General features: G+C 76.2%; 16 protein-coding genes. 6 read left to right on the plus strand and 10 right to left on the minus strand.

All coding sequences use genetic code 11. The features are described 5' to 3' along the window. Positions 1 to 870, minus strand: a complete 870-nt coding sequence (locus tag ACFUEL_RS00960; protein WP_380233736.1) for a hypothetical protein — start codon at positions 868 to 870, stop codon at positions 1 to 3. A gap of 174 nt (positions 871 to 1,044) precedes the next feature. On the opposite strand from ACFUEL_RS00960, the gene ACFUEL_RS00965 reads away from it, so the two are divergent. Next, positions 1,045 to 2,028, plus strand: coding sequence for an ATP-binding cassette domain-containing protein (locus tag ACFUEL_RS00965; protein WP_380233737.1), 984 nt, complete (start codon positions 1,045 to 1,047; stop codon positions 2,026 to 2,028). Next, positions 2,025 to 2,828 carry an ABC transporter permease gene (locus ACFUEL_RS00970; RefSeq protein ID WP_380233738.1) on the plus strand — a complete coding sequence of 268 codons (804 nt, stop codon included), beginning with the start codon at positions 2,025 to 2,027 and terminating at the stop codon, positions 2,826 to 2,828. Before ACFUEL_RS00965 ends, ACFUEL_RS00970 begins: the two co-directional genes overlap by 4 nt. Positions 2,829 to 2,832: 4 nt before the next feature. Here ACFUEL_RS00970 and ACFUEL_RS00975 read toward each other — a convergent pair whose 3' ends face one another. After that, positions 2,833 to 3,063, minus strand: a complete 231-nt coding sequence (locus ACFUEL_RS00975; protein WP_380233739.1) for a hypothetical protein — start codon at positions 3,061 to 3,063, stop codon at positions 2,833 to 2,835. A gap of 82 nt (positions 3,064 to 3,145) precedes the next feature. On the opposite strand from ACFUEL_RS00975, the gene ACFUEL_RS00980 reads away from it, so the two are divergent. Further along, positions 3,146 to 4,480 (plus strand): cytochrome P450, encoded by a 1,335-nt coding sequence (locus ACFUEL_RS00980; RefSeq protein WP_380233740.1) that lies wholly within the window; start codon positions 3,146 to 3,148, stop codon positions 4,478 to 4,480. A gap of 35 nt (positions 4,481 to 4,515) precedes the next feature. Here the strand turns inward: ACFUEL_RS00980 and ACFUEL_RS00985 are convergent, their stop codons facing one another. From ACFUEL_RS00985 to ACFUEL_RS01010, 6 genes are all read right to left on the minus strand, one after another. Beyond that, positions 4,516 to 5,544: an NAD(P)/FAD-dependent oxidoreductase gene (locus tag ACFUEL_RS00985; protein WP_380233741.1), complete on the minus strand. Its 1,029-nt coding sequence runs from the start codon at positions 5,542 to 5,544 to the stop codon at positions 4,516 to 4,518. Positions 5,545 to 5,621: 77 nt separating this feature from the next. Continuing rightward, positions 5,622 to 6,158 (minus strand): isoprenylcysteine carboxyl methyltransferase family protein, encoded by a 537-nt coding sequence (locus ACFUEL_RS00990; protein WP_380233742.1) that lies wholly within the window; start codon positions 6,156 to 6,158, stop codon positions 5,622 to 5,624. 6 nt (positions 6,159 to 6,164) lie between these two features. After that, a complete protein-coding gene (locus ACFUEL_RS00995; protein WP_380233743.1) occupies positions 6,165 to 7,247 on the minus strand; it encodes a type III polyketide synthase in 1,083 nt (360 codons plus the stop codon). A gap of 116 nt (positions 7,248 to 7,363) precedes the next feature. After that, complete coding sequence (locus tag ACFUEL_RS01000; protein WP_380233744.1) at positions 7,364 to 8,137, minus strand: DUF6928 family protein; 774 nt, start codon at positions 8,135 to 8,137, stop codon at positions 7,364 to 7,366. Between the two features lie 73 nt (positions 8,138 to 8,210). Next, the gene (locus ACFUEL_RS01005; RefSeq protein ID WP_380233745.1) at positions 8,211 to 8,765 is read right to left on the minus strand and encodes a hypothetical protein; all 555 of its coding nucleotides are present in this window, start codon (positions 8,763 to 8,765) and stop codon (positions 8,211 to 8,213) included. 40 nt (positions 8,766 to 8,805) lie between these two features. Beyond that, positions 8,806 to 10,413, minus strand: a complete 1,608-nt coding sequence (locus ACFUEL_RS01010; protein ID WP_380233746.1) for a serine/threonine-protein kinase — start codon at positions 10,411 to 10,413, stop codon at positions 8,806 to 8,808. A 154-nt stretch (positions 10,414 to 10,567) separates the two neighbouring features. Here ACFUEL_RS01010 and ACFUEL_RS01015 point away from each other — a divergent pair, with 154 nt between their 5' ends. Next, on the plus strand, positions 10,568 to 11,377 hold the full coding sequence (locus ACFUEL_RS01015; protein ID WP_380233747.1) for a UbiA family prenyltransferase: 810 nt from the start codon (positions 10,568 to 10,570) through the stop codon (positions 11,375 to 11,377). A 343-nt stretch (positions 11,378 to 11,720) separates the two neighbouring features. On the opposite strand, the gene ACFUEL_RS01020 is transcribed toward ACFUEL_RS01015, so the two are convergent. Beyond that, positions 11,721 to 13,049, minus strand: a complete 1,329-nt coding sequence (locus tag ACFUEL_RS01020) for an MFS transporter (protein WP_380233748.1) — start codon at positions 13,047 to 13,049, stop codon at positions 11,721 to 11,723. An 86-nt stretch (positions 13,050 to 13,135) separates the two neighbouring features. Between ACFUEL_RS01020 and ACFUEL_RS01025 the strand changes: the two genes are divergently transcribed. Continuing rightward, positions 13,136 to 14,125 (plus strand): DUF5937 family protein, encoded by a 990-nt coding sequence (locus ACFUEL_RS01025; RefSeq protein ID WP_380233749.1) that lies wholly within the window; start codon positions 13,136 to 13,138, stop codon positions 14,123 to 14,125. On the opposite strand, the gene ACFUEL_RS01030 is transcribed toward ACFUEL_RS01025, so the two are convergent. Beyond that, positions 14,115 to 15,683: an alpha-amylase family glycosyl hydrolase gene (locus tag ACFUEL_RS01030; protein WP_380233750.1), complete on the minus strand. Its 1,569-nt coding sequence runs from the start codon at positions 15,681 to 15,683 to the stop codon at positions 14,115 to 14,117. The two genes, ACFUEL_RS01025 and ACFUEL_RS01030, sit on opposite strands and share 11 nt — an antisense overlap. 209 nt (positions 15,684 to 15,892) lie before the next feature. On the opposite strand from ACFUEL_RS01030, the gene ACFUEL_RS01035 reads away from it, so the two are divergent. Continuing rightward, entirely contained in the window at positions 15,893 to 16,522 is a 630-nt protein-coding gene (locus tag ACFUEL_RS01035; protein WP_380233752.1) for a tetratricopeptide repeat protein, read from the plus strand. Positions 16,523 to 16,568: the final 46 nt, after the last annotated feature.

Here is a 16,568-nt window from a genome sequence, read left to right on the forward strand (position 1 = left end):
TCAGCCCTCCTGCGCGCCGTCGTCGGCCGCCGGGTCCCCGGCTGCGGGCGCCTGGGCGGGGGCCTGGGCCGGGGGCACCTGCACCGGCACCTCGACGGGGGCCTGGACGGCGGGCCCGGACGCCGGGGCCTGCACGGTGGCCTGGGCACCGGGGTCCGCAGGGGCCGCCGGGTCCGCCGGGGTCGCCGGTTCGGCCGGGTCCGCCGGAGTCGAAGCGGGGGCCGACGCGGCAGCCGAAGCGGGGGCCGAAGCGCCCGCCGAGGCCCCCGCCGACGCGCCGGCCGAAGCGCCGCCGCTCGGCACCGCGCCGCCCGCCCCGCGCAGCGTCGCGATGTCGACGCCCACCGGGTCGCCCAGCGAGGTCACCGCGTAGAAGGTGCCGTGCGGGTCCGCCACCGTGTGCCCGGTGGCCTCGCCCGGCCCGCGGTCGCCCGCGTACCGGTACAGCGGGTGGCCCTTGTAGAGCACCTGGGCCGTCCCGTCCGGCAGCGCCGCCGCGCCCAGCAGCCCGTCGTCCACGCCCGGCCCGGCCTGCGGGAACCCCGGGGTGGTCACCGGCGGCCAGGACTTCGCGCACTCGTCCAGGCAGCTCGCGTGCACCGAGTTGTCGGCGCCGTACAGGTACAGGGTGCGGCCCTGCGCGTCCACCAGGACCGGGCCCAGGCTGCCCACGCTCGCCAGCGCCACCCGGGTGCCGGTCGAGGACGCGAACGTCGACACCGACGGGCCGGCGCTCGCGGACGGCGCCGCCACGGAGGGGGAGTCCGCCGCGGGCGGGGCGTTCAGGTCGGCGGGCGCCGCGCAGGCCGCGGCGGACAGGGCGGACAGCGACAGCACCGCGGCGGCGGCGGCACGACGGGTACGGGGCATCGGGGCTCCAGGGGACGGCGCGGCACTGGAGACCATCCACTCCCGCCGCCCGCCGCCCGGCCACTCCAGAGCCGGGCCGCTCCGCACCAGGGGGGACCCGGTTGCCCCGGAAGGCCCACCCGGCACCGGCGGGCGGACACTGGAGGGGCACCGCCCGCCCGAGGGGGCACGCCCATGAGCACCGAGCCCGTGACCACCGAGCCCGCCGGCGCCCGGCCCGCGATCCGGGTCGAGGGCCTCGGCAAGCGCTTCAAGGACCTCACCGCCCTGGACGGCGTCGACTTCGCCGTCCCGCCCGGCACCGTGTTCGGCCTGCTCGGCCCGAACGGCGCCGGGAAGACCACCACGATCCGGATCCTCACCACCGTCCTCCGGCCCACCGCCGGCCGGGCCGAGGTGCTCGGCACCGACGTCGCCGCCCACCCCGCCGCCGTCCGCCGGCTGATCGGGCTCGCCGGGCAGTACGCCGCCGTCGACCCCAACCTGACCGCCCGGGAGAACCTCCGGCTGATCGGCCGCCTCACCCAGCTGCCCCGGCGCCGCCGCGAGCCGCGCGCCGCCGAACTGCTCGACCGCTTCGACCTGGCGGCCGCCGCCGACCGCCCGGTGCGCACCTACTCCGGCGGCATGCGCCGCCGCCTCGACGTCGCCGCCGCGCTCGTCCCCGCGCCGCCCGTGCTGTTCCTCGACGAGCCCACCACCGGCCTCGACCCGCAGAGCCGCACCGCGCTGTGGGAGCTGATCCGGGAACTCGTCGCCGAGGGCACCACCGTCCTGCTCACCACCCAGTACCTGGAGGAGGCCGACCGGCTCGCCCAGCGCGTCGCCGTCCTCGCCGAGGGCCGGATCGTCGCCGACGACACCCCGCACAACCTCAAGGCCCGGCTCGGCACCACCGTCCTGGAACTCGGCATGGGCGAGGACCCGCGGGCCGTCCGCGCCGCCGACCTGCTCGCCGAGCGCCTGCGGCAGCGCCCCGAACGCGACGGCGCGCTGCTGCGGCTGCCCAGCCCGGACGGCTCGCCGCCGCTGATGGACGTCCTGCACGCCCTGGAGGCCGAACGGCTCGCCCCGCGCACCGTCGCCGTCCGCGAGTCCAGCCTGGACGACGTCTACCTCGCCCTCACCGGCCACCGCACCGAAAGCCCGCAGCCATGACCACCGTCCCGCTGGAACAGCCGCTCGCCGACCGCCTGCTCGCCCCCGTCCGGGACGGGCTGGCCGTCGCCGGGCGCAACCTGATCGCGCTGCGCCGGGTGCCCCGGCTGCTGATCTTCTCCACGGTGCAGCCGATCGTCTTCGTGCTGATGTTCCGCTACGTGTTCGGCGGGGTGGTCGGCGCGGCGCTGCACGGCGTCTCGTACGTCGACTACCTGATGCCCGGCGTGTTCGTGCAGGTCGTGGTGTTCGGCGCGGTCAACACCGCGATCGGCCTGGCCGGCGACCTGCAGACCGGGCTGATGGAGCGGTTCCGCTCGCTGCCGATGGCCCGCTCCGCGGTGCTCTCCGGGCGCACCACCGCCGACCTGGTCCGGAACGTGTTCGTGGTCGCGCTGATGACCGGCGTCGGCTTCCTGGTCGGCTTCCGGATCCACAACGGGGTGTGGGCGTTCCTGGCGGGCGGGCTGCTGGTGCTGGCCTTCGGGTTCGCGATGTCCTGGGTGTTCGCCGTGGTCGGCCTCGCCGTCGGCGACCCGGAGACCGCGACCGCCGCCGCGTTCCCCGTCCTCGCCCCGCTGGTCTTCGCGTCCTCCGCGTTCGTCCCCACCGCGACCATGCCCGGCTGGCTCCAGGTCTTCGCCAACCACCAGCCCGTCACCATCACCGCCGGGGCGGTCCGCACCCTGATGATCGGCGGCCCGCTCGGCACCCAGGTCTGGCAGGCCCTGGCCTGGGACGTCGGCATCGTCGCGGTCTTCGCCCCGCTCGGCGTCCGGCTCTACCGCCGGGCGGTCTGAGCGCTCAGCCGTGCGTCCACACCGTGCGGTCGCCGCCGCGCCAGGCCACCAGGTCCGGATCGTCCAGGTCCGGCTCGGCGACGCCCGCGTGCCGGATCAGCTCCACCACGTCCCCGGGCCCGGTCGCCCGGCCGACCGTCCGTCCGTAGATCTCCACCCGCCGGTACGGCCGCGCCCCGCGGGTCGGCGGGCGGACCACGACCGGCGGGTGGAATATGTCTCCGGACTCGCTCATGACTCCAGTGTCCCGCGCCCCGCCCGCGACGTCCCGTTGATGTCACCCGCGGTACCGGGCCCGCCACGTATCGTGGTCGTCCGTGCACGCCACCCGACCCGTCCTCGCCCCCGGCGGGCTGCCGCTGCTCGGCCACCTGCCCGCGCTGCTCTCCCGGCCGCTCGCCTTCCTCGACACGCTGCCCGCGCACGGCGACCCGGTCCGGATCCGGGTCGGGCCGCGCGAGATGTACGTGGTCAGCGGGCCGGAGACGGTCCACCGGGTGCTCACCGACCGGGCGGGGTACGACCGCACCGGGCCGCTGTACGCCAAGATCCGGACCTTCCTCGGGAACGGCCTCGCGTCCTGCCCGCACGCCGACCACCCGCGGCTGCGCCGGATCGTGCAGCCCGCCTTCCGGCCCGCGCTGCTGCCGCACTACGCGGAGGCGATGACCGCCGAGACCACCGCGCTGCTCGCCCGGTGGCGGGAGGGGCGGGCCGTCGACGTCACCCGGGAGGCGTTCCGGCTCACCACCGCCGTCGCCGTCCGCACCCTGTTCTCCGCCGGGCTCCACCCGCGGGCCGCCGAGGACCTGCGGGCGGCCCTGGACGTGCTGCTGCGCGGCCTCTACCTGCGGGTCGTGCTGCCCGCCGCCGACCTGCTGCCCACCCCGGCGCGGCGCACCTACCGCCGGGCGCTGGCCACCTGGCACGCCGGGGTGGCCGCGATCGTCGCCGACCACCGGGCCCGCGGGATCGACCGCGGCGACGTGCTGGCGCTGCTGCTGGCGGCCCGCGACGAGGACGGGCGGCCGCTGGCCGAACGCGAACTCGCCGACCAGGTCGCCACCCTGGTGCTGGCCGGCGCCGAGACCACCTCCGCGGCGCTGGCCTGGTCGCTCCGGCTGGTCGCCGAACACCCGGAGGCGGAACGGAAGTTGCACGCCGAAGTGGACGCCGTACTGGCCGGGCGGCCCGCCCGCTGGGAGGACCTGCCCCAACTGCCCCACACCGCACGGGTGATCGACGAGGCGCTGCGGCTCTACCCGCCCGCCTGGGCGATCAGCCGCACCACCACCCGCCCCACCGAACTCGCCGGGGCCCGGCTGCCCGCCGGGGCGCTGGTGGTCTGCTGCCTGTACCTGCTCCAGCGCCGCCCCGAACTCTTCCCCCGGCCGGGGGAGTTCGACCCGGACCGGTTCGCGGACGGCGGCCCGCCCCGGGGCGGCTACCTGCCCTTCGGGTTCGGCGCGACCAAGTGCCCGGGTGACCGCTTCGGACGGGCCGAGGCGGTGCTCGCGCTGGCCACCGTGGCCGGCCGCTGGCGGCTGCGCCCGGCCGCGCCGGGCCCGGTCCGACCGGAGCCGCGGCTCGTGCTGTCACCCGGCCCGCAGCCGATGGTGCCGCACTCCCGGCCCGGTGCCCCGACGGGCTGACGCCGTGAGGGCGGCGGCGCCGCCGGACTCGCGGCTCAGCGGGCCAGCAGGTTGACCGCGGCGCCGAAGAGCGGGGGCAGCGCGGCCGCCAGCGGGACGATGCGCGGGCCCAGCCGGGGGTGGTGGCGGGCGGCCAGCAGGGCGGCGGTCAGCAGGCGGTAGGAGCGGGTGGCCCGCCGCCAGGCCCGCTCGTAGCCGGCGGGGCGCCCGGCGGCCAGGCAGCGGACGGCGGCCTCGGCGGAGGCCAGCGCCAGCGCGACCCCCTCACCGGTGAGGGCGTCCAGGTAGCCCGCCGCGTCGCCGACCAGCAGCACCCGGCCGTGCACCCGGGCGCCCGCCCGCTGCCGCAGCGGCCCCGCGCCGCGCACCGGGCCGCCCGGTGCGTCGCCCAGCCGCTCCAACAGAGCCGGGAAGGCGGCGAGTTGGCGGTCGTACGGGAGCCGCTCGGTGCCCAGTACGGCGACCCCGACCGTCCCGTCCGCGACCGGCGTCACGTACGCCTCCGCGTGCCGCGACCAGTGCACCTCGACCAGGTCGCTCCACGGGCGCACCGCGAAGTGCCGCCGCTGCCCGTGCCGGGCCGGGTACCGGTCGGGGCCGGGCCGGTGCAGGCCCAGGGCGCGCCGGACGGGGGAGTGCAGGCCGTCCGCCGCGATCAGGTGCCGGGCGGTCAACCCGCCCGCTCGGACGGCCCGTTCGGTGAGCTCCAGCCCGTCGGCGCGGACGGCCAGGCGCTGGACGCCGAGCTGCTCGGCTCGGGCGGCCAGCGCGGCGTGCAGCTCGGTGCGGCGCACGCCCAGGCCGTGGCCGGTGCGGAACCGGGCCTCCGCGGTGCGGGCGCCGTCCGCCGACAGGTAGCGGATGCCCGCGAACGGGCGGCCCCCGACCTCGACCCCCAGGCGCTCCAACGCCCGTACCGCGCCCGGCATCAGGCCCTCGCCGCACGCCTTGTCCACCGGCGTGGCGCGCGGTTCCAGCACGGTGGCGGACAGGCCCGCCCGGACGGCGTGGATCGCGGCGGCCAGCCCGGCCGGGCCGCCGCCGACCACCAGTAGGTCGGTCATGCGGTGCTCCGGCGGCGGGTCGGTCACGTCGCGGCCCGGCGGCAAGGCGGTCACGCCGTGGTCCGGCAGCGGGTCGGTCACGTCGCGGCCCGGCAGCGGGTCAGTGCGGCGTCCTCGCAGCGCAGCCGGGTCGCCAGCAGCCAGGCGTTCAGCGCGCCGAAGCACAACGCCGTCACCCAGGCCGTGTGCACCAGCGGCAGCGCGAAGCCCTCCACCACCACCGCCAGGTAGTTGGGGTGCCGCAGCCACCGGTACGGGCCGCCGCTCACCAGCGGCAGGCCCGGCACCACGATCACCCGGGTGTTCCAGCGCGGCCCCAGCGTCCGGATGCACCACCAGCGCAGGCCCTGCGCGCCCAGTGCCAGTGCCAGCATCGGCCAGCCCAGCGCCGGGACGAACGGCCGGTGCGCATAACGTACTTCGAGCAGGCAGCCGAGCAGCAGCGCGGTGTGCAGCGCCACCATCGCCGGGTAGTGCCCGCGCCCGTACTCGACCCCGCCCCGGGCCAGGCTCCAGGCCGCGTTGCGGCGGGCGACCAGCAGTTCGGCCAGCCGCTCCACGGCGACCAGTGCGATCAGGACGGTGTAGGCGGTGGAGGCGGTTTCGCTGTTCATCGGCGACTACCAGCGCAGGAGGACGAGTTCGGAGGCGAAGCCGGGCCCGAGCGCCAGCACCAGCCCGTACGAGCCGGGCGGCGGTGGCGGGTCGGCCGCCAGCACGTCCCGCAGGATGTGCAGCACGGACGCCGAGGAGAGGTTGCCGCAGCGGGCCAGCGAGGCCCGGCTATGGGCCAACGCGGCTTCGGGCAGGGCGAGTTCCTCCTGTAGTGCGTCCAACACCCGCGGCCCGCCCGGGTGGCAGACCCAGGCCGTCAGGTCGCCCGGCTTCAGGTCGTGCGCGGCCAGGAAGGACGACACCTCCTCGCCCACGAACAGCCGTACTAACTCCGGCAGTTCGGCGCCCAGCAGGATCCGGAAGCCCGAGTCGCCGACCTCCCAGCCGAGCAGCCGCTCGGTGCCCGGGTACAGCCGGCTGCGGGTCGCCACCACCTCCGGGCCGGAGCACTCCACCGCGTCACCGACCGCGAGCAGCGCGCCCGCGCCGTCCCCGAACAGGGCCGTGGCCAGCAGGTTCGCCGCCGAGGTGTCGGCGCGCTGGAGCGTCAGCGAGCACAACTCGGTGGCCAGCAGCAGCGCCACCCCGTCCGGACGGCCCGCCAGCAGGTCGTCCAGCGCCGCGATGCCCGCCGCGCCGCCCGCGCAGCCCAGCCCGAACAGCGGCAGCCGCCGGACGTCCGGACGCAGGCCCAGCCGGGGCGCCAGCCGGGCCTCCAGGGAGGGCGCGGCGATGCCGGTGACGGTGGTGGAGACGACGAAGTCGACCTGCTCCGGGGGGAGTTGCGCGTCGGCCAGGACGCCGGCGGCGGCCCGCTCGGCGAGTTCGGCCGCGGCCTCCAGCCAGGCGTCGTTGGCCCGGCCGAAACCGTCCAGCTCCGGGTACCGCTCCAGCGGGAACGCCAGGTGCCGGAACTCCACGCCCGCGCCCGCCGCGAACCGCTCCGCGAGGGCCCGGGCACGCCCGTCCCTGTCCCCGCCCCCGTCCTCAGGCCGGTTCGGGCGCAGCGCCGCCACCGCTCCGACCACCTCCCGCTGCCTGTAGCGGTGGGTCGGGAGGACTCCGTGCACAGCCGCGATCCGCGTCACCGGCCCAGGATAGGGAAAAACCCGGCGGAATCGGGCAATTCGCCCGTCCGGGCGCGTCCCCGGAGGTGACGGTGCGTCAGGGGACGTCAGGGGACGTCAGGGTCCGGCAGGGTCGGTCAGGGGAGGAGATCCGTCCGGACCAGCTGCCCGTCCGGGCCGATCCGGTAGGACTTCGGCCGGCTCATCCGGGCGACCGCGGCCCGGACGGCCGCCTCCGCCGCCTCTGCCGCAGCCTGCCGGGCCGTGTCCGGGTCGCCGAGCCGGTAGTCGAGCAGGGGCACCCGGTCCGCATCCAGGTCCTCGGAGGTGACGCGGCCCTCGATGACGAAGCCGAACAGGGCACGCAGGGCGTCCTCGCCGAGCTCCAGCGGGTGGAACGGCAGCGGGTAGGGCTCCTCGTCGTCGTCCGGCCACGGCTCGACCGGGTGTTCGCCCGCCCAGTAGGGGAGTTCGAAGGGGAGGGGGTCGCCGAGGTCCTCGATCACGCCGTGGTCCGGGGCGAGGCTCAGCGAGCGGACCAGCTTCCCGTCCTCCCAGACGGCGAAGGCCAGCCAGTCGACCACGCTGTGCATCGCGTGCAGCACCGTCCGGCGGCCCGGGGCGGTCGCGATCAGCCCGGCGGGCAGTTCGGAGGGGCGGTCGACCATGAACCGCTGGTCGCACAGCACGTCCAGGTCGGGCCAACTACCGGCGCAGGAAAGCCCTTCCGGCGGGTAGACCGACCAGGACAGCGCGCGCGGCTCGTCACCCGGTTCGACCGCCCAGCCCGGGTACAGCCGTGCCACGAGCGCGTCCGTCCGCTCCCGGTCGGGGACGGTGCCCGCCACCTGCCGGAGCAGGTCGGGGACGGCGCCGTCGGCGTGGGCGAGCAGGGCGGTCTTGGCTCCCATGGGGTTCTCCAGGGCGGGGGAGGGGCTCGGTGCTTTCCGCACCCTAGGAGCCGCCACCGTCAGTCGCGCCCCGTCAGTCGTGCACCGCCAGCGCCGCCGCGAACCAGGTGACCGGCTTGGTGTCGGTGCGGGCGTTGGCCCAGGCGGCGACCCGGGCCGCGGTGGGGTGGTCGGGGAGCAGGCCGTACGGGGTGGTGGTGACGGCGAGGTCGCGGACGGCGTCCTCGTACAGGTCGTTGCAGAGCCAGGTGTGCATGAGGCCGATGTCGTGGCCGAGCACCTCCCAGCCGAGGATCCGCCCGTCCGGGGCGGGCGGCAGCGGGTGGTCGGGGAGCAGGACGGGCTCGTAGGTGTTCCCGGCGCGGAGTGCGGCGGTGAGGACGGCCGCCGAGTCGGCGGGCAGGCGCAGCGAGCAGAGCCGGGCGTCCGGGGGCAGCGGGCCCTCGCAGGCGGCGAGGGCCTCGGCGGGGGAGGCGAACCAGCGGTGGTCGGCGTCGTCGGAGGGGTAGCGGTCGGTCAGGCAGTCGGAGACGGAGAGCAGGTGGTCGGTGACCGGCAGACTGGGGCCGGTGGTCGGTTCGACCAGGATGACGAAGTACGCGGCGGCCGCGGTGGGCGGTTCGATCATGCGACCAGTCGTACCAGAGGGCCGGTCGCACCGGGGCAGGTCACAGCCGCAGGGTGTTCCAGCCGCGGGTGATCTCCTCACGGAGGTCCTCCTGCGGGGCGTCGGTGAGCAGCGCGAGCAGGGCCGCGCCGTCGGCGGGGCGGTCGGCCGGTTCGGGGGTGAGGGCCCGGGTGACGACGGCGGCCAGCGCCGGGTCGAGCGCGCGGACGGCCGCCAGCGCGGACGGCTCCGGGCCGGTGTCGACGATGCGGCGGATCACCCCGCCGGTGCTGGTCGCCGCGAACGGGCTGGCGCCGTGCGCCGCGCACACCACGCAGCAGGCCCAGGCCCAGACGTCCGCGGCGGTGCCGACCAGCTCGTCGCCGAACTGCTCGGGCGCCATGTAGGTGAGCGTGCCGGGGTTGGCGCCGGTCATGGTCAGCCGGGTGCCGTCGACCAGCGCGGCGATGCCGAAGTCCAGCAGTCGCGGCCCCGCCGAGGTGAGCATGACATTGGCGGGCTTGAGATCCCGGTGGACCAGCCCGAGCCGGTGCACGCCCGAGAGCGCCACGGCCAGTGCCAGCGCCAGCGCGCGCAGCGCCTCCGGCGAGCGCAGTGGCCCGAGTTCGCGCAGATGCGCGTCCAGCGGCCGTCCGTCCAGCAGTTCCATCGCCAGGAACGGACGGCCCGCGTCCACCCCGGTGTCCAGCACCCGGGCGGTGTACGCGCCCGGCACCATCGCCAGCACCTCGGCCTCCCGCCGGAAGCGGCGCAGCAGGTCGGGGTCGTCCAGCAGGTCCAGGTTGATCGTCTTCAGCGCGACCTGGGTGGCCGCCCCCTCCCGCTGCGCCAGGTACACGGTGCCCATCCCGCCCGCGCCGATCCGGCCCAGCAGCCGGTACCCGCCGATGCTGCGCGGCTCGTGCCCGTTCAGCGGCTGGTGCGGCACGGCGGCGGGGACGCGGTTCGCCGCAGGAGCCGGGACGGGGGAGGGGGAGGCTGAGGGCGAGGGCACGGGCGCGGTGGCCGGTACGGTCGGGGCGGCGGCGGGCACCGGCGCGGGACGCGGCGGGAACACGATCACCGCGGCCGGCCCGGTCAGCGCGGGCAGCCGACGGGCGGAGACCAGCGCGACCGCCTGGAACGCCACCCCCGCCAGCACCACGCCCAGCGGCAGCACCGCCACCCCGAGCACCAGCAGCAGCCAGAACCGGACCCGGCCCCGGCGGCGGATCCGCTCGTCCGCGGCCACCACCCCCGGCATCCCGACCGTCAGCAGCCGGCGCCGGACCAGTCGGCCCAGGAACAGCCACAGGCCCAGCACCAGCGCCGCCACCAGCCACAGCTCGGCCCGCGCGACGCCCGTGCTCAGGTCCAGCGAATCCTGCAGCTCGGACGGGGAGGCGAAGGCCGCCGGCAGCCGCAGCCCCTGACCGATGCCGACCATGAAGAGCATCAGCACCGTCAGCAGCACCCCGAACACCGCACAGGCGACCAACTCCGTCACCACCGCCCCCGGCACCGGCCCGGCCGAGCCCGCGACCACGGCCAACGACCGTTCCCGGAAGGCGCGCTGGGACCGGCGCAGCAGCGCGAAGGAGAGCAGCCGGGCGACGAGTCCGAGCAGCAGCACGAACGGCACGGAGACGTCGAAGGGGTGGAAGGTCACGATCGGATCCTTCGGGCGGATCGGCGACGGGGCAACGAGATCGTAGTGGCGGCACTCCGGATGGCGCCACGAACTACCGCTTCCACCAAGGATCTTGACGATACGTCCATGTCCCGTCCGGCGATCCGGGCGCCGACCCCCTAGCCTGGCCGGTGTGAGCAGCGCAGCAGTGGAACACCGGGCCCGGATCGGCACCCTGCTGCGGGCCTGCCACCCCGCACCCGCCGCCGCCGTCACCGCGATCACCGCCGCGATGGCCGCCACCGCCGGACGCGGCGCGCTCGGCACGGCCCTCACCACCGGCGCCGTCGCCGCCGGACAGCTCTCGATCGGCTGGAGCAACGACCTGATCGACCGGCGCCGGGACGCGGACGCCGGACGACCCGACAAGCCGCTCGCAGCGGATGAGTTGACGAATGGTCAGGTCGTCGCCGCCACCCGCTGGGCGGTCGCCTGCTGCGTCCTGCTGTCGGCCGCCTGCGGCGTCGCGGCGGCCACCGTGCACCTCGCGGCGGTGGCCGCCGGCTGGGCGTACAACCTGCGCCTCAAGGCCACCGCCTGGTCCTGGCTCCCGTACGCGGTGGCCTTCGCCCTGCTGCCCGCCTTCGTCACGCTCGCCCTGCCCGGCCGCCCCTGGCCCGCCCCGGCCGTCCTCGCCGCGGGCGCGCTGCTCGGCACCGCCGCGCACTTCGCCAACGTGCTGCCCGACCTGGCCGCGGACCGCGCCGCCGGCATCCGCGGCCTCCCGCAACGCCTCGGCCGCCGCGCCTCGGCCACCGTCGCGGTCCTCGCCGCGACCGCCACCGCACTCCTGCTCGCCCCCGGCTGGCCCGTCCTCGCCGTCACCACCCCGCCCGCCCTCACCACCCTCCTCGCCCCACCACGCAGCCGCGCCCCCTTCCTGGGCGTCATCGCGGCGGCGGCGATCGCCCTGGCGGTGCTGCTCCTGGGGGACGGCCTGTAACGGAGAGTGAAGTCAAGGGCTCGGGAGAGTACCGCCAGGGGCTCGGGGAACGGCGAAGAGCACCGCCAGGGGCTCGGGGAACGGCGAGCCCGGGTCTGCTGACGGTTCACTGCCGGAGCGCGCATCGGCTTCCGGTTCTGTCACAGACACGCAGCAGCACGAACCTCCGATGGGCTCCGGCCACCAGCAGCATCGACTCGCCGTTCCCCGAGCCCCTGGTGGTGCATGCTCGTCTGCCGACAGTTCCCCGGGCCCCTCGGCCCCTCGATTTTCCGGGCCGCCCGGTGCGCCTGCTCGGCGTCCTGGCGACAGTCGGTCACCACGTTCCGGTCATCGCCGGTCATCACCGACCGTTGTTGGCGGGCGTCAACCGCCTTGCGCGGAAGGGCTGTTCGAGCCGGAGCAGGCCGGGGACGGCGGCGAGCGAGGCGGCGAGCAGGAACAGCCAGGGCCAGGACGGGCCGTGGGCGAAGAGCAGGGTGAGCAGGCCGGGGGCGAGGGCCTGGCCGATGTTCCAGGACAGCTGGTTGACGGCCAGGTAGCGGCCGCGCCGGGCGGGGTCGGCGAGGGCCACGCTCAGTTCCTCGCGGCCGGGGGTGGCGACGGTCTCGGCCAGGTTGTACACCAGCATGGCCGCGAACAGGCCGGGCAGCACCAGCCAGCGCGGACCGCCGGCGGGCAGGGCGGCGAACAGGGCGAACGCCGCCGCGTTGAGCAGCGCGCCGGCGGCGGCGGTGCGGGTCGCGCGGTGGCCCTCCAGGAGGCGGGAGACCGGGTTCTGGGTGAGCACCACCTGGACTCCGTTGAGCACCAGCAGCGCGCCGGCCAGCGCGGCGTCCAGGTGCAGGGCGGCGGTCACGTGCACGGCCAGCAGGACGCTCAGCACCATCGAGGCCAGTACGAAGGACAGGTTCACCGCGACCATCAGCAGGTAGCGGCGGTCGGCCAGCACCGCCCGGTAGCCGCCACCGCGGGAGTCGGCCCCCGTCGCAGCCTCGGCCCCCGTACCGTCCGTCCCGGCATCCGTCCCGGTGCCCGCCTCGCCTCCCGTCCCGGTGGGGGCTACGGGGTCCGGCCGCCAGCGGGCCAGCAGCAGGGCCGCCGCCAGGTAGGAGGCGGCGTTCAGGGCGACCAGCAGTCGCAGTCCGCCCGCCCCGCCGTCGCCGACCAGCAGGGCGCCGGCCGCGCCGCCCAGGCCGAGCCCGGCGTTGCGCAGGGTCTGCACCAGGGCGAACCAGCGGGTGCGTTCCCCGGGCGGGGCGGCCAGCACGACCAGGCCGGTGCTGGCGGTCCAGTACGCGGCCTGGCCGGCCTGGGCGAGCAGGCAGACCAGCACGATCGACCAGGTGCGGTCGGCGAGCAGGAAGGCGGCGTGGGCGGCGGCGGAGAGCGCGTTGGCCCAGGCGGCGACGGTCCGGGCGCCGTGGCGGTCGATCAGCGGGCCGACCAGGGGCGCGGTGGGCAGGGCCAGCAGCCGGGCGGTGGAGACCGCGGCGCCGATGGTGGTGAGCGGGAGCGCGGTGGTGCGGGCGAAGAACACCAGGGTGAAGGCGAGGACGAGTCCGGTGCCGAGGCTGTCGATCAGGTGGGCGCCGATCAGCGGGCGGTGGCGGCCCGCGGAGGCGGGCAGGCCGAGGCGGTCCCGGAGCGGGGCGGGGGCGGTGGTGGTCATGGCACGAGGCTGTCTGCGATGATCGTTCCCGCCCATGGATTCGACGCTGCTCGAATCCTCACCGGCCGGGCGACGAGGGGGAGTCGATGCTGACCTGGGAGTTCTCCGCGCAGGACCTGGCCCGGACCAGGTTCGCCCGGTCGCCGCTGTGCGAGCTGACCACCAGCGTCGAGGTGCTCAAGGATCCGGGGCGGCGGGCCGTCCACCTGCCCTGGGTGCGCCGGGCCCGGCGCGAACTCGCTGGTGTGAGCTGGGAGTTGCTCTCCGAGCTGATCCGGCTGCCGACGGTGTACGTGCCGGACTTCCTCACCCCGGTGCCGGCCGGCAGCAGCCCCGCGCTGGAGGAGCAGCTGGCCGAGCTGACCGCGCTCGACCCGGCCGCGGTGCGCCGCGACCTGGACCGGATCGGTGGCGAACTCCCGCCGTTGGTGGCCGAGTTGTACGCGGATCCGGCGGCCGGGACGCGGCGGCTGGCGGCCGAGGCGCGGGCGTACTGGCAGGCCGCGATCGCCCCGCACTGGGGGCGGATCGAACGCCTCGCCGAGGGGGAAGTACTGCGCCGGGCCCGGCAGTTGGCGGCGGGCGGGCCCGCCGGGCTGTTCGCCGACCTGCACCCGTCGGTGAGCTGGGAGCACGACCTGCTGCGGATCGGCCACCGGCACCTGGAGGCGCACCGGCGGCTGGACGGCGCGCGCGGACTCGTCCTGGTGCCCACCGTGTTCGCCTGGCCCGGGGTGTTCTCCCAGCTCAACCCGCCCTGGCAGCCCGGCCTGGTCTACCCGCCGCGCGGCGTCGCCACGCTGTGGGAGTCCGCCGCGCAGGCCCCCGACGGCCTGGCCCGGGTGCTCGGGCGGGCCCGGGCCCGGCTGCTGGCCGAACTCGACGCGCCCGCCACCACCACCGAACTCGCGGCCCGCACCGGCCTGTCCGCGCCCACCGTCTCGCACCACCTGTCCGCGCTGCACGACGCCGGCCTCGCCGCCCGCCACCGCACCGGCCGCAGCGTGCTCTACCTGCGCACGGCCGCGGCCGAACTGCTGTGCGGGGAGGGGGAGTCGGCGGGGCTCAGTGGGTGAACACGGCGTACGAGAAGCCCTCCGCGCGCAGCACCGAGTGGGTCAGCGACACGCCCCGCCCGTACAGCAGCCGTCCCGGCAGTTCGCGCTCCACCGGCAGGCAGGCGGGCGTCCGGCGCGGGTTGACCACCACCAGGTAGCGCTCGCCCCGCAGGTACGCCAACGGGTAGCCGGTGTGCAGCAGTTCGACCGGCGCGTGCGCGCCCAGGCCCGGGTGCGCGCGCCGCAGCGCGATCAACTCCCGTACCTGGTGCAGCAGCGAGGACTCGTCGGCGCGCTGGGAGGCGACGTCCGGGCGGTCCGGTGACGGGTCCAGCGGCAGGTAGAAGCTCTCGGCGGGGGCGGCGGAGAACCCGGCGTCCGCCGTCGCGTCCCACTGCATGGGGGTGCGCGAACCGGCCCGGTTGTAGTGCGGGCCCAGCACGCTGCCCTCGGTGTCCGGCAGGCCCGGTACGAAGCGCATGCCGATCTCATCGCCGTAGTAGATCGCCGGGACGGTCGGCCAGGTCAGCTGGAAGGCGAACGCCGCCGCCAACTGCTCGCGGGTGCGCGGGCCGCAGGCCAGCCGGGAGAAGTCGTGGTTGGCGGTCGGCAGCGAGGCGAAGCCGTGCCCGGCCGTCGCCTGCGCGGCACGCTCCCACTCGGCCAGGAACGGGCGCATCGAACCGCGCCCCTCGGCGTCGAAGTAGCAGGGCTCGGCCGGCCACTCCTCGTGCACCGTGCCCGCGCCGTTGTTCCACAGCGAGCGCAGCGCCCCGCCGTCGGTCGGGCCGCCGAACTGCAGGAAGAAGTCCCCGTGGAAGCCCATCGGCACCGAGCGGGCCGGGTCGCCCCACTCGGCGAGAATGACCTGGTCGGGGTGGTGGGCGTCCATCCAGGCCCGCGTCTCGCGCCACAGCCGCCCGGTCTCCACGAACCCGGGGTCGTCCTTGACCAGCGAGGACGCCATGTCCACCCGGAAGCCCGAGACGCCCAGCGCGAACCAGTGCGCCATGATCTCGCGCAGCGCCGCCCGGTTGGCCCGCGGCCCCTCGGCGTCCACCGGCTGCCGCCACGGCTCGGCCGGGTCGGTGCGGGCGTAGCCGAAGTTCAGCGCGGGCTGGAAGTCGAAGAAGTTCGGCCGGTACCAGCCCGGTCGGCTGCCCGGCGAGGCCACGTACCCGGGCGCCGGGCGGTCCGCCCACACGTAGCGGTGGTCGTCCGGGTCGGCGGCCGAGCGGACGAACCACGGGTGCCGGTCCGAGGTGTGGCCCGCCACCAGGTCCAGCAGCACCCGGATGCCCTGGCGGCGGGCCGCGTCGGTGAACTTCGCCAGGTCCTCCGGCGTCCCGTAGCGGGGCGCGGTGGTCAGGAAGTCCGCCACGTCGTAGCCCGCGTCGCCGAACGGGGAGGCGAAGCACGGGTTCAGCCAGACCGCGTCCACCCCCAGCCAGCGCAGGTACTCCAGCCGCTCCGTCAGCCCCGCGAAGTCGCCGATCCCGTCGCCGTTCCCGTCCGCGAAACTCTGCGGGTAGATCTGGTACAGCACCGCGTCGCTCGCCCACTCCGTACCCACCACGGCCCCTCTCGTCCCCAACCGTCAGCCGTCAACCGTCAGCCGTCCCGCACCGCACCGCAGGCCGGTGTCCCTCCAAGCCATGCCCCGCCCCGGCCCCGGGGAACCAACCGGCCCGGTGCGCGGGCGTCCGGTGCGCAGGCGTTCGAGGCGGGGTGGCATCATCGCCGGGTCATGGAGTGCGGGTGCGGGTTCGTGCACAGGTGGGAGTGGTGGCGGTGGGCAGGTGGTGGTCGCGCGGGAAGCGGCGCGGGCAGCAGGACGAGGTGGAGGCGCGGCTGGTGGAGAGGGCGTCCTACCGGCCGCCGGACGGCGAACTGGTCGAGATGCTGGCCGCCGCCGAGGCCGGGGACGACGTCGCGATGAGCAACCTGGGGGCGGTGTTCCACTCGAACGGCGAGCCGGCCGCCGCGCTGCACTGGTGGGAACGCTCCTGGGCGGCCGGCAACACCGTGGCCGGGTACAACCTGGGCATGTACCACTCGGCCGCCGGGGACCCCCACCGGGCCCAGGTGGTCTGGGAGCAGGTCGCCGCCCTCGGTGACGCCGACGCCATGCTGGGCCTGGTCAGGCAGGGCCTGGAGCGCGGTGACGCGACCACGGTGGACCGCTGGGCGCCCGGCATCCTCGCCCAGGACGAGGCGTTCCCGATCACCGCCCTCGGCGTCGCCTTCCGCGACAACGGCGACCTCGACCGGGCCGTGCACGCCTTCCGCCGCGCCGAGGAACTGGGCGACGCCTACGCCATGGAGTACCGGGCCCGCCTGCTCACCGCCCAGGGCCGCACCGCCGAGGCCGAGGCCCTGCTGGCGAAGGCCGCGACCGCGCAGCGGATGCACTGACCTCCCCGGGCCGGGGTGTCCGGACCGCTCGCTAGGGTGCCGCCAG

The sequence above is a fragment of the Kitasatospora sp. NPDC057198 genome (assembly GCF_042670125.1).
Taxonomy (GTDB): Bacteria; Actinomycetota; Actinomycetes; order Streptomycetales; family Streptomycetaceae; genus Kitasatospora.

Bases quoted from the DNA above. Each gene is read 5' to 3' on its own strand.
- ACFUEL_RS00960 (WP_380233736.1), bottom strand. From the start codon at position 870: ATGCCCCGTACCCGTCGTGCCGCCGCCGCCGCGGTGCTGTCGCTGTCC.
- ACFUEL_RS00965 (WP_380233737.1), top strand. From the start codon at position 1,045: ATGAGCACCGAGCCCGTGACCACCGAGCCCGCCGGCGCCCGGCCCGCG.
- ACFUEL_RS00970 (WP_380233738.1), top strand. From the start codon at position 2,025: ATGACCACCGTCCCGCTGGAACAGCCGCTCGCCGACCGCCTGCTCGCC.
- ACFUEL_RS00975 (WP_380233739.1), bottom strand. From the start codon at position 3,063: ATGAGCGAGTCCGGAGACATATTCCACCCGCCGGTCGTGGTCCGCCCG.
- ACFUEL_RS00985 (WP_380233741.1), bottom strand. From the start codon at position 5,544: ATGACCGACCTACTGGTGGTCGGCGGCGGCCCGGCCGGGCTGGCCGCC.
- ACFUEL_RS00990 (WP_380233742.1), bottom strand. From the start codon at position 6,158: ATGAACAGCGAAACCGCCTCCACCGCCTACACCGTCCTGATCGCACTG.
- ACFUEL_RS01000 (WP_380233744.1), bottom strand. From the start codon at position 8,137: ATGGGAGCCAAGACCGCCCTGCTCGCCCACGCCGACGGCGCCGTCCCC.
- ACFUEL_RS01005 (WP_380233745.1), bottom strand. From the start codon at position 8,765: ATGATCGAACCGCCCACCGCGGCCGCCGCGTACTTCGTCATCCTGGTC.
- ACFUEL_RS01020 (WP_380233748.1), bottom strand. From the start codon at position 13,049: ATGACCACCACCGCCCCCGCCCCGCTCCGGGACCGCCTCGGCCTGCCC.
- ACFUEL_RS01025 (WP_380233749.1), top strand. From the start codon at position 13,136: ATGCTGACCTGGGAGTTCTCCGCGCAGGACCTGGCCCGGACCAGGTTC.